General features: G+C 68.2%; 7 protein-coding genes. 6 read left to right on the forward strand and 1 reads right to left on the reverse strand.

The features are described 5' to 3' along the window. Positions 1-118 precede the first annotated feature (118 nt). The gene (locus ACVW19_RS26995; protein WP_457462485.1) at positions 119-1,210 is read left to right on the forward strand and encodes a lytic polysaccharide monooxygenase auxiliary activity family 9 protein; all 1,092 of its coding nucleotides are present in this window, start codon (positions 119-121) and stop codon (positions 1,208-1,210) included. A gap of 71 nt (positions 1,211-1,281) precedes the next feature. On the opposite strand, the gene ACVW19_RS27000 is transcribed toward ACVW19_RS26995, so the two are convergent. Beyond that, positions 1,282-5,097: a GH92 family glycosyl hydrolase gene (locus ACVW19_RS27000; RefSeq protein WP_457462487.1), complete on the reverse strand. Its 3,816-nt coding sequence runs from the start codon at positions 5,095-5,097 to the stop codon at positions 1,282-1,284. Positions 5,098-5,502: 405 nt separating this feature from the next. On the opposite strand from ACVW19_RS27000, the gene ngcE reads away from it, so the two are divergent. From ngcE to ACVW19_RS27025, 5 genes are all read left to right on the forward strand, one after another. After that, the gene (gene ngcE, locus ACVW19_RS27005; RefSeq protein ID WP_457462489.1) at positions 5,503-6,999 is read left to right on the forward strand and encodes an N-acetylglucosamine/diacetylchitobiose ABC transporter substrate-binding protein; all 1,497 of its coding nucleotides are present in this window, start codon (positions 5,503-5,505) and stop codon (positions 6,997-6,999) included. Positions 7,000-7,081: 82 nt separating this feature from the next. Next, positions 7,082-8,008, forward strand: a complete 927-nt coding sequence (locus ACVW19_RS27010) for a carbohydrate ABC transporter permease (protein WP_457462491.1) — start codon at positions 7,082-7,084, stop codon at positions 8,006-8,008. 4 nt (positions 8,009-8,012) lie between these two features. Next, positions 8,013-8,936 (forward strand): carbohydrate ABC transporter permease, encoded by a 924-nt coding sequence (locus tag ACVW19_RS27015; RefSeq protein ID WP_457462493.1) that lies wholly within the window; start codon positions 8,013-8,015, stop codon positions 8,934-8,936. Positions 8,937-9,211: 275 nt separating this feature from the next. Continuing rightward, on the forward strand, positions 9,212-10,423 hold the full coding sequence (locus ACVW19_RS27020; RefSeq protein ID WP_457462495.1) for an ROK family transcriptional regulator: 1,212 nt from the start codon (positions 9,212-9,214) through the stop codon (positions 10,421-10,423). 133 nt (positions 10,424-10,556) lie between these two features. Next, the gene (locus ACVW19_RS27025) at positions 10,557-11,657 is read left to right on the forward strand and encodes a substrate-binding domain-containing protein (RefSeq protein ID WP_457464800.1); all 1,101 of its coding nucleotides are present in this window, start codon (positions 10,557-10,559) and stop codon (positions 11,655-11,657) included. Positions 11,658-11,817: the final 160 nt, after the last annotated feature.

Raw genomic sequence — 11,817 nt, forward strand, 5'->3', positions numbered from 1 at the left:
GATGGGAGCGCTCCCATTCCTTCGGCGGACCGGAACCCGCCGCAGGTGCGCTCCCGTCCCGCTCGGCCCCACGCACACATGCGCACGACCCGTAACCGCAGCGACGGACAGGTGTGTCATGATCCCGACAATCACGGGGCGCGCTGCCGCTCCCCGATCCCCCCTCCCCACCCGCACCAGAGCCCTCTTCCTCGTCCTGGTCTCCCTGCTCGCCACCATCCCGGCCGTCGGCCTGGTCATGACGGCGGGCGGCGAGGCGGAGGCGCACGGCACTCCCATGAAGCCCGCCAGTCGGACCTTCCTGTGCTGGCAGGACGGACTGACCGACACCGGTGAGATCAAACCGGTCAACCCGGCGTGCAAGGCCGCCGCACAGGTCAGCGGCACCACGCCGTTCTACAACTGGTTCTCCGTACTGCGCTCCGACGGCGCCGGCCGCACCGACGGCTTCGTGCCGGACGGGCAGCTGTGCAGCGGCGGCAACACCAGCTTCACCGGCTTCAACCAGCCGCGCGACGACTGGCCGCTCACCCACCTCACCTCGGGTGCGACCGTCGACTTCTCCTACAACGCCTGGGCCGCGCACCCGGGTTGGTTCTACGTCTACATCACCAAGGACGGCTTCGACCCGAAGCAGACCCTCACCTGGGACGACATGGAGGAGCAGCCCTTCCTCTCCGTCGACCACCCGCCGCTCAACGGGTCCCCGGGCACCGTCGAGGCCAACTACTCCTGGACCGGGCAGCTTCCGGAGGGCAAGTCGGGCCGCCACATCGTCTACATGGTCTGGCAGCGGTCGGACAGCGCGGAGACCTTCTACTCCTGCTCCGACGTCGTCTTCGACGGCGGCAACGGCGAGGTGACCGGCATCAAGGAGCCCGGCAACCCCCCGACCGATCCCGTTCCCGGCCAGTGCACCGCCACCCGCAGCACGACGGGCAGTTGGAACGGCGGCTACCAGTCCCAGGTGACCGTCACCAACAGCGGGAACGTCCCCATGCTCGGCTGGATGGTCGACTGGACCCTCCCGGCCGGTCAGCGGATCGACAGTCTGTGGAGCGGCAACGCCACCTACCAGGGCCAGAACGTCATGGTCCACAACGCCGACTACAACGGCGCGCTGGACCCGGGGAAGAGCGCCACCTTCGGCTACGTCGTCTCCGGCTCCGGCGGCGACAGCACGACGAGCCTGCCCTGCCGGGTCGGCTGAACCCGATGCACGACGAAGCGGGTCCGGGCCACCACGGCCCGGACCCGCTTCCCGTGCGCGGTCGGCTCGGCTCAGCTCAGGAGCTCCACCTCCGTCAGCGCCGCCTCACCGGTGAGGACCAGCCGGTAGTGGCCGTAGGCCTTCGGCTCGGCCACCGAGAAGGCCCGCGTCTGCCGGTCCCAGCGGAAGGACTCGTCCGTCCGCCTGTCCAGGTCCGTCCACGTCGTGCCGTCGGCCGACCCCTGCAGTACCCAGCCCGTGGGCGCCTTGGCGGCGTCCGAGGACGTCAGCGTGTACTGCACCGCCTTCGTCTCCCCGGTCACCGGCAGGTCGACCGCGGACACCGTGGCGCCGGTCGCCGACGTGTCGTCGAACAGGGCGCCCTCGCCCTTCAGCGCGTCCTCGCGGGGCGTGGGCACCTTGTCGTCCTGGGTGATCGACACCGGCGCCGCGTCCTTGCCGGTGCCCCACGTCGACGGACGCGGGCCCATGTCGAACTCCAGGACGCCGCCCTTCGCGATCAGCGAGTGGGGGAGCGAAGTGGAGTTCCAGCGCTTGCCGTTGACCTTCAGACCCTGCACGTAGACGTTCTTCGCGCTGTTCTTCGGCGCCTTGACGACCAGTTCGCGGCCGTTCTCCAGGTGCACGGTCGCCTTCGTGAACAGCGGGGAGCCGATGGCGTACTCGCCGCTGCCCATCACCAGCGGGTAGAAGCCGAGCGAGGAGAACAGGTACCAGGCGGACTGCTCGCCGTTGTCCTCGTCGCCGTGGTATCCCTGCCCGATCTCGCTGCCGGTGTAGAGCCGGGACAGCACCTCACGGACGTTCTTCTGGGTCTTCCAGGGCTGCCCGGCGGCGTCGTACATGTACAGGGCGTGGTGGGCGACCTGGTTGGAGTGCCCGTACATGCCCATCCGGACGTCCCGCGCCTCGGTCATCTCGTGGATGACTCCGCCGTAGGAGCCCTTGAACTCCGGGGAGGCCGTCTCCGGGGTGGCCAGGTACTCGTCGAGCTTGTCCGCGAGGCCGCGCCGCCCGCCGTAGAGGTTGGCCAGGCCGCGGCTGTCCTGGGGCGCGGTGAAGGCGTAGCCCCAGCCGTTGGTCTCGGTGTAGTCGTAACCCCACACGCGCGGGTCGTACTTCGAGGACTCCACGCGCCAGCCGCCCTTGAGATCGCGGCCCTGGAAGAAGCCGGCCTCGGGGTCGAAGAGGTTGACGTAGTCCCGGGCGCGGTTCAGGAAGTACGCGGACTCCTCCCGGTAGCGCTTGTCGCCGGTCTTCTCGTACAGGGCCTCGCCCATCTTCGCGATGCCGTAGTCGTTGAGGTAGCCCTCCAGCGCCCACGACAGGCCCTCGTGCGTCTCGGTGCCGGTGTAGCCGAGGAACGGCGAGGTCGCCATGCCCTTGCGGCCCACACCGGACGACGGGGGCACCACGGTGGCGTTCTTCACCGCCGCGTCGTACGCCGCTTCCGCGTCGAAGTCGACGCCCTTGACGTAGGCGTCCGCGAACGCCACGTCCGAGGAGGTGCCGGTCATCAGGTCGGCGTAGCCGGGGGAGGACCAACGGGAGGTCCAGCCGCCGTCCTTGTAGTGCTGTACGAACCCGTCGACCAGCTCACCCGCCTTGGAGGGGGTCAGGAAGGAGTAGGCGGGCCAGGTGGTCCGGTAGGTGTCCCAGAAGCCGTTGTTGACGTACACCTTGCCCTCGACGATCTTCGCGCCGGTGTGCGTCGGGGTGTCGGGCCCGGGCATCTTCGAGAACGGCGAGGCGTACTTGTAGGTGCCGTCGACCTTCTCGAAGCCGGAGTTCGGGTACAGGTACAGCCGGTACAGGCTGGAGTAGAGCGTGGTCAGCTGGTCCGGGGTGGCGCCCTCGACCTCGACCTTGCCGAGGATCCGGTCCCACTGCCGCTGGGCGCTCTTCTTGACCGCCTCGAAGGACCGGCCCTCGGGGACCTCCTGGCGCAGGTTGTCCTTCGCCTGGTCGACGCTGATCAGGGAGGTGGCCAGGCGCAGGGTGACCGTACGGTCCCTGCCTGCGTCGAACCGCAGATGGCCCTTGACGCCGCTCGCGTCGCCGCCGGTGACCTTCTTGTCGAACTCGCCGTACACGAACAGCCGGGTGGCGCCCGTGGACAGCCCGGACTTGACGTCCGAGTAGCCGGTGAAGGTGCCGTTCTCCTTGTCGAGGGTCAGGCCGGCCTGGTCGGTGACGTTGTCGAACAGGACGCTCGCGTCGTCGCCGGGGTAGGTGAAACGCATGACCGCCGCGTGGTCGGCCGGCGCGATCTCGGCCTTCTGGCCGTTCTCGAACCGCACCCCGTAGTAGTACGGCCGCGCGGTCTCGTTCTCGTGCCGGAAGGCCAGCTCGCGTTCCTCCCGGCCGAGGGCCGGGGTGCCGGACGCGGCGGAGGGCAGCACCTGGAAGGTCTGCCGGTCGCCCATCCAGGGGCTCGGCTCATGGCTCGCGCTGAACGCCTGGATCGTCGGCAGGTTGTCCGCGTTGTTGCCGCGCGCGTAGTCGTACAGCCAGCTCAGCGAACCGGCGTTGGTCACCGGGGTCCAGAAGTTGAAGCCGTGCGGCACGGCCGTCGCCGGGAAGTTGTTGCCGCGGGAGAAACCGCCGCTGGAGTTGGTGCCCCGGGTCGTCACCGCGTAGTCGGACAGGTGGGCCTCGGGCCGTTCGGGTTTCACCGTCGTCAGCGAGATGTCGTCCAGCCAGCCGCGGAACTTGGCGGGACCCTTGGGGGAGTCGTACGCCACCAGGATCCGGTCGACGGTCCTGCCGGCCGCGACCGAGCCGATCCGGGAGGTCACGTTGTTCCACTGGTTGACGTACAGGACCTTCGAGGAGCCCTGTCCGCGCGGGGTCAGCGGGAAGCCGTGCTGGTCGGTGGCGCGCAGGTCGCTCAGACGGGAGCCGTCGGTGAAGACCAGGTCCACGGAGACGTGGGTGGCGTCGTAGTCGAGGTCGCCGTCCGCCATGGAGGGGAAGACGCGGTAGGCCAGTTGGGTGTTCCGGCCGACCGCCACATCGACGTCGAAGACCTTGTTGTACGAGTACGCCCGCCCGTCGGCGGTGTGCCGTCCGGCGTAGCGCAGTGCACGCTTGCCGGTGAATCCGGCGCCCGACTTCGCCGTCGGGGAGCCGCTCGGGCCGCGGTCGACCAGCGAGAGCATGTCCTGCGGGACGGGACCGTCGCTGCCGCCGGTGGAGAACTGGACGTCGGCGAGCTGGAGCGCGTCCGCCCCGCCGTTCTTCGTGATCTCCAGCCGGAAGTGCCGGTACTCGGCGACGGCCGACGCGTCGAGGTCGTAGACCTTGGTCTGGAACCGCTCGGCGAACGACTCGCCCGAACGGGTGTCGAGGGTCTTCCAGTTCTCGCCGTCGGCCGACCCCTTCAGGGTCCAGTCCCGGGGGTCGCGTTCGGCGTGGTCGTTGGCCGAGGTGAGCGCGTACCGGACGATCTCGGCCGGGGCGTCCAGGTCGAACTCGGCCCAGCCGGTGGACGTGAAGGCCAGCCACTTGCTGCTGGGCTCGCCGTCGGCGAGGTTCTCCTTCACCTCCCCGGCGCCCGTGTGCTCCGAGCTGGCGCGCACGTCCGTGACGTGGTCGGTGACGTTGCCCGGTATACCGCTGCTGTAGCCGCCGTCGACGCCGGAGGCGCGCTTCTTGCCGCCCGGTGCGGTGTCGACCGTGTTCAGCCAGTCGGGGGCGGGCTCCCCCGGCTCGAACGACGAAGCGAACTCCCGGTCGGCCTTGGCCGGGGCCCCGGGCAGGGCGACCGCGACGCCCGGCGAGGCCGCTGCTACGGCGAAGGCGGTCGTCGCGACGACCGCCGGACCCCATCTGAGTCGAACTCTGTGCCGAACTCCGTGCTGCATGCGCGAGCACCCTCCCTGCGCTGGACAACGTTGTCAAAATTGCTGCGCAAGCACCAGTAGTGGGCCAAGTGGCGAGTGGTGTCAAGGGTGTTGGCTGCGGCGCTCGCGTCCGGGGGCAGGGATTCTTCCGCTGCGAAACGCGGTGACCGATCATTTTTCCGCCAGGTCTCAACTCGGAAAAGACCGGTGGTGAACCTTGTGTTCGATCTTGCTCCGTCGGAGGGAAGTGGACTATACCTGTCGGCACTCCGGGGCATTCTCACAGCACCTCGAACAGCAGACGTCCCGTACCACTGGTGCCGCCGGCACCGGCCGCACTTCCTGCACGACCCAGCTTGACCCGAACGCGGTGCCGGGAAGGATCCGGTTCACCGCCTGAGTCCTGGAGAAGGCGAGGACTTGAGCATGGGATCCACTTCCGCCGAGAACGACGGCACCCGTGACCACGGCACGCGTACCCACGGCATTTTCGGCCACAGCACCACCGGAGTCGGCCGCCGCGACCTGATCAAGCGGTCCGCGGCGCTCGGCCTGATCTCCGTACCCGCGATGGGTTTCCTGTCCGCGTGCGCCAGCGGCGGCGGGGAGGACCAGGACAAGGCCAAGGCGGGCAAGAAGACCGAGCAGAACCCGCTCGGCGTCAATGACACCGCGCAGATGGAATTCGTCCTGTTCGACGGCGGTTTCGGCAAGGAGTACGCCGAGGACGCGGTCAAGATCTACGAGAAGGCGTTCTCCGGGGCGACGGTCGAGTTCTCCGCCACCCAGAAGATCCAGTCCACCCTGCAGCCGCGGTTCAACCAGGGCACCCCGCCCGACCTCATCGACAACTCCGGTGCCGAACAGATGGACATGGGCGTCCTGGTCGGCAAGAAGCAGCTCGCCGACCTCACCCCGCTGCTGGACGCCCCCTCCTACGACGACCCGGCCAAGAAGGTCCGCGACACGCTGCGCCCCGGCATCGTGGAGATGGGCCAGTTCGACGGCGAGCAGGTCTGGATCCTGTACTACGCCTACACCGTCTACGGCGTCTGGTACTCGCAGAAGGCCCTGGACTCGCTCGACGAGCAGTACCCCGAGACCTGGGACCAGATGCTCGCGGTCTGCGCGAAGGCCAAGAAGAAGGGCATGGCGGGCTGGACGTACGCGGGCAAGTACCCGTACTACCTCCCCTTCTCGCTCTACCCGATGATCGGCAAGGTCGGCGGGCGAGAGGTGCTCGACGCCATCGACAACCTGGAGCCGAACGCCTGGAAGCACCCCGCCGTCAAGGCGTGCTTCGAGGCCTACTACGAGCTCCAGCAGAAGGGCTACGTCCTCAAGGGCACCCCGGGCCTGGACCACGTCCAGTCCCAGACCGCCTGGGCCCAGGGCAAGGCGCTGTTCATCCCGAACGGCTCCTGGGTGGAGAACGAGTCGGCGAAGGTCATCCCCGCCGACTTCGACCTGGCCGTCTCCGCGCCCACCGGTCTGGACTCCTCCGACAAGCTGCCCTTCGGCACCATCTGGGCCTCCGGCGGCGAACCCTTCGTCGTCCCCGCCAAGGCGAAGAACGGCCCCGGCGGCATGGAGCAGCTGCGCATCATGCTCAGCGAGGCGTCCTCGAAGAACTTCACCAGCAAGGTGAAGTCGCTGACCGCGTACAACGGCGGCACCGACGGCATCGAACTCACCCCGGGCCTGAAGGCCGGCGTCGCCGCGCTCGACAAGGCCGGCGAGAACGTGGTGAACCCGCGCATCCAGGACTGGTACGTGCAGCTCCAGAAGGAGAAGATCGGCGTCTCCGGGCTCGGCGAGATGATGGCCGGCCGCGCGACCCCGGCCGAGACCATCAAGAAGATCCAGGGCTTCGCCGACGAGGCGGCCAAGGACTCGTCGATCAAGCACTACAAGCACCAGTGAGAATCCGTCACCAGGGCCCGTCCGGCACACCCGTGCCGGGCCGGCCCTGGCGGCGCCCGCGCGCAGAACGGGGTCACCAGCAATGCAGCACGGCAAGTACCGGTTCATCGTGGGGTTCCTGGCGGTCCCCCTGGGACTGTACGCGCTCTTCGTCGTCTGGCCGTTCATCCAGTCGATCTACTACTCGTTCACGGACTGGACCGGTCTGAGCCCCGATTTCACGATGGTGGGGCTCGACAACTACGCACGCATGCTGGACGACGACATCTTCTGGAAGTCGTTGCGGCACAGTCTGCTGTTCGCCCTGCTGGTACCGGTGGTGACGATCGGTCTGGCGCTGTTCCTCTCCTTCATGATCAACGTGGGCGGCCGGCGGCGCCGCGGCGGACCGGTGATCTCCGGGGTCCGCGGCTCCGCGTTCTACAAGATCGTCTACTTCTTCCCGCAGGTCCTGTCGATCGCGATCGTCGCCCTGCTGTTCGCTTTCGCGTACAACCCGGACAGCGGTGCGATCAACTCGTTCCTGCGGGCGGTCGGGCTCGACGACGTCCAGCCGCTCTGGCTGGGCGATCCGGACCTCGCCCTGTGGGCCGTCATGGCGGTGATCGTCTGGTCCACGGTCGGCTTCTTCGTGGTCCTCTTCTCCGCCGGTATGGCGTCCATCCCGATGGACCTCTACGAGGCGGCGCTGCTCGACGGCGCCAACCGGATCACCACCTTCTTCCGCATCACCCTGCCGCTGCTGTGGGACACCGTGCAGTCCGGCTGGGTCTACATGGGCATCCTCGCCCTGGGTGCCGAATCGTTCGCGGTCGTGCACATCATGACGACCGGTCCCGGCGGCCCCGACTACTCGACCACCGTCATGGTCCTGTACGTGTACCAGAAGGCGTTCCGTGACGGTCAGGCCGCCTACGCCACCACCATCGGTGTCGCCCTGCTCGTCGTCACGCTGGCCTTCGCCGCCGTCGTGATGAAGCTGGGGCGGCGCGAGCGGCTGGAGTACTGATCAGATGAAGACGACCGAGACCCCCGCCCCGGTACCGGCCGATTCCGGTGTCACCGTCACCAAGACCGACAGCGCCGGCGGCGCGCCCCCCAGGGAGGAGAAGACGGGCGGCGTCCTCAACGTCTTCTCCCACGGCATTCTCGTGATCTGGGCGATCATGGTGGCCCTGCCGCTGGTGTGGGCGGTGATGACGTCCTTCAAGGACGACGCCGCCATCTTCGGCTCGCCCTGGTCGCTGCCGGACAAGCTCCACTTCGAGAACTGGTCGCGGGCCTGGACCCAGGCCCATATGAGCGACTACTTCCTCAACACCGTCCTGGTGGTGGGCGGTTCACTCATCGGCACGCTGGTGCTCGGCTCGATGGCCGCCTATGTGCTGGCCCGCTTCGAGTTCCCGGGCAACCGGTTCATCTACTACCTGTTCATCGGCGGCATGAGCTTCCCGATCATGCTCGCCCTGGTCCCGCTGTTCTACGTCGTCAACAACATGGGCCTGCTGAACACGATCCACGGGCTGATCCTGGTCTACATCGCCTACTCGCTGCCGTTCACGGTGTTCTTCCTGACCGCGTTCTTCCGGACCCTGCCCGGCACCGTGGCGGAGGCCGCGTTCGTGGACGGGGCCTCGCACACCAGGACGTTCTTCCAGATCATGCTCCCGATGGCCAAGCCGGGCCTGATCAGCGTGGGCATCTTCAACTTCCTGGGCCAGTGGAACCAGTACATGCTGCCCACCGTGCTCAACACCGACGAGGACAAGCACGTCCTCACCCAGGGCCTGGTGCAGCTGGCCGTCAGCCAGGGCTACAAGGGGGACTGGTCCGGCCTCTTCGCCGGCCTCGTGATGGCGATGCTCCCGGTGCTCGCCGCGTACATCGTCTTCCAGCGCCAGGTCGTGCAGGGCCTCACCGCGGGCGCCCTGAAATGACGTCCCGGGGCCTCCCCGGGCAGCCCGGCGGCCGTCCCGGGGCAGCCCCGCGGCCGCCTTGGGGAGCGGCCCCCGGGATCCCCTGAAGTCACCCTCTGGGTTTGCTCGTGCACCCACCGTACCCGTCCCTGGGAGCGGCGGGTGCCGACGTGTGCAAGTACTCGGAAACGGTTCAACCTCTTGACGGGAGGCGACCGGAACAGCTCATCTTAGAGTTCACTAGTTGGACACGGGATGGGGCCTCATCGAAGCGGCCCCGCGCGCAGGAGGTCGTCGTGGAGACTCCGGGGTCGCAGTCGTCGCTGCACCGAGCCAATCTGGAGCGGGTCGTTCGAGCGGTACGGCTGGCCGGCTCCCTCACCCAGGCCGAGATCGCGCGGACGACGGGCCTGTCCGCGGCGACGGTGTCCAATATCGTCCGGGAACTGAAGGAAGGCGGGACGGTCGAGGTCACGCCCACTTCGGCGGGCGGCCGCCGGGCCCGCAGCGTCTCGCTCAGCGGGGACGCCGGGATCGTCATAGGGGTGGACTTCGGGCACGCCCATCTGCGGGTGGCCATCGGGAACCTCGCCCACCAGGTGCTGGCCGAGGAGTCCGAGCCGCTGGACGTGGACGCCTCCTCGACGCAGGGCTTCGACCGGGCGGAGCAGCTGGTCAGCCGGCTGATCGAGGCGACCGGGGTGGACCGTGCCAAGGTCGCCGGGATCGGCCTCGGCGTGCCCGGTCCGATCGACGTGGAGTCCGGCACCCTGGGCTCGACCGCGATCCTGCCCGGCTGGACCGGCACCAAGCCCGCCGAGGAGCTGCGGGGGCGGCTCGGCGTGCCCGTGCACGTGGACAACGACGCGAACCTCGGCGCTCTCGGCGAGATGGTCTGGGGCAGCGGCCGGGGCGTGCGCGACCTCGCGTACATCAAGGTCGCCAGCGGTGTCGGCGCCGGACTGGTGATCGGCGGGAGGATCTACCGCGGACCCGGCGGCACGGCGGGTGAGATCGGGCACATCACGCTCGACGAGTCGGGCCCGGTCTGCCGTTGCGGCAACCGCGGCTGCCTGGAGACGTTCGCGGCGGCCCGCTATGTGCTTCCGCTGCTCCAGCCCAGCCACGGCACGGACTTGACCATGGAGGGCGTCGTGCGGTTGGCGCGCGAGGGCGATCCCGGCTGCCGTAGGGTGATCGCCGACGTCGGTCGTCACATCGGCAGTGGAGTCGCCAACCTCTGCAACCTGTTGAACCCGAGCAGGGTCGTGCTGGGCGGTGACCTCGCCGAGGCCGGTGAGTTGGTGCTCGCGCCGATAAGGGAGTCCGTCGGCCGCTACGCGATCCCCAGTGCGGCGCGTCAACTCTCCGTTCTCCCCGGAGCACTCGGGGGCCGTGCGGAGGTACTCGGCGCGCTCGCCCTCGCGTTGGGTGAAATGGGCGATTCCGCCCTGTTGGACGGCACCGCCACCGGAACCCTCACCGCGGCTTCTCCTGCCTTCACTTAGAGAACGGATGGCACCGTTGCCATCTCGTTAAGGATTTACTTCTTGACGTCGCACGCGTGGCCGAGTTGACTTCCAGCCACCTCGGCCGCACCGTCGCGGCCTCGTCAGGGAGGTTTCTGAAGTGAACACCCGTATGCGTCGTACCGCCGTCGCCATCGCCGCCGGCGCGATGGCCGTCTCTCTCGCCGCTTGCGGCAGCGCCGCCGAGTCCGGCGACAAGGGCGGCTCGAGCGAATCCGCCGCCAAGAAGGGCGACGACATCAAGGTCGGTCTGCTCCTGCCGGAGAACCAGACCGCGCGGTACGAGAAGTTCGACAAGCCCTTGATCGAGAAGAAGATCAAGGAGCTCACGAACAACAAGGCCGAGGTCGTCTACGCCAACGCCAAGCAGGACGCCAGCCTGCAGAACCAGCAGGTCGACACGATGGTGACCAACAAGGTCGACGTGCTGATCGTGGACGCGGTGGACGCCAAGGCCATCGCCGGCTCGGTGAAGAAGGCCAAGGAGGCCGGTATCCCGGTCGTGGCCTACGACCGCCTGGCCGAGGGTCCGATCGACGCCTACACCTCGTTCGACAACGTGACCGTCGGCAAGACGCAGGGCGAGGCCCTGCTCGAGGCGCTGGGCGACAAGGCCAAGAAGGGCCAGATCGTCATGATGAACGGCTCCTCCACCGACCCGAACGCCGCCCAGTTCAAGGAGGGCGCGCACGCCGCCCTCGACGGCAAGGTCAAGGTCGGCCGCGAGTACGACACCAAGGAGTGGAAGCCGGAGAACGCCAACGCCAACATGGAGGGCGCCATCTCCGCCCTCGGCAAGGACAAGATCGTCGGCGTCTACTCCGCCAACGACGGCATGGCGGGCGGCATCATCACCGCCCTGAAGGCCGCCGGCATCAAGGTTCCGGTCACCGGCCAGGACGCCGAACTCGCGGGTGTGCAGCGCATCGTGACGGGTGAGCAGTTCATGAGCGTCTACAAGCCGTACGCCCCGGAGGCCGAGGCCGCCGCCGAGATGGCCGTCGCGCTCGCCCAGGGCAAGTCGCTCGACTCCGTCGCCAAGGACACGGTCGACAGCCCCACCACCAAGGGTGTTCCCTCCGTGCTCGTCCCGGTCGTGTCGCTGACCCAGGAGAACATCAACGACACCGTGATCAAGGACGGCGTCTACACCGTCGAGGAGATCTGCACGGGCAAGTACAAGGCCGCCTGCGACAAGCTCGGTCTGAAGTAAGCAGTCCCGAAGTCCCATGAGATGTACGGGAGTCCGCACCGGGCTCCCGTACGGGACGGACTGCCGCGAACTCCGCCGGCGCCCCGCACACACCAGCCCCGCAAGCTACGCGGGGCGCCGGTCGGAACACCCCCCCAAAAAACTTCTGCACAACCTCCCG

This window comes from Streptomyces sp. TE5632 (genome assembly GCF_054061295.1).

Bases quoted from the DNA above. Each gene is read 5' to 3' on its own strand.
- ACVW19_RS26995 (WP_457462485.1), top strand. From the start codon at position 119: ATGATCCCGACAATCACGGGGCGCGCTGCCGCTCCCCGATCCCCCCTC.
- ACVW19_RS27000 (WP_457462487.1), bottom strand. From the start codon at position 5,097: ATGCAGCACGGAGTTCGGCACAGAGTTCGACTCAGATGGGGTCCGGCG.
- ngcE (WP_457462489.1), top strand. From the start codon at position 5,503: ATGGGATCCACTTCCGCCGAGAACGACGGCACCCGTGACCACGGCACG.
- ACVW19_RS27010 (WP_457462491.1), top strand. From the start codon at position 7,082: ATGCAGCACGGCAAGTACCGGTTCATCGTGGGGTTCCTGGCGGTCCCC.
- ACVW19_RS27015 (WP_457462493.1), top strand. From the start codon at position 8,013: ATGAAGACGACCGAGACCCCCGCCCCGGTACCGGCCGATTCCGGTGTC.
- ACVW19_RS27025 (WP_457464800.1), top strand. From the start codon at position 10,557: ATGCGTCGTACCGCCGTCGCCATCGCCGCCGGCGCGATGGCCGTCTCT.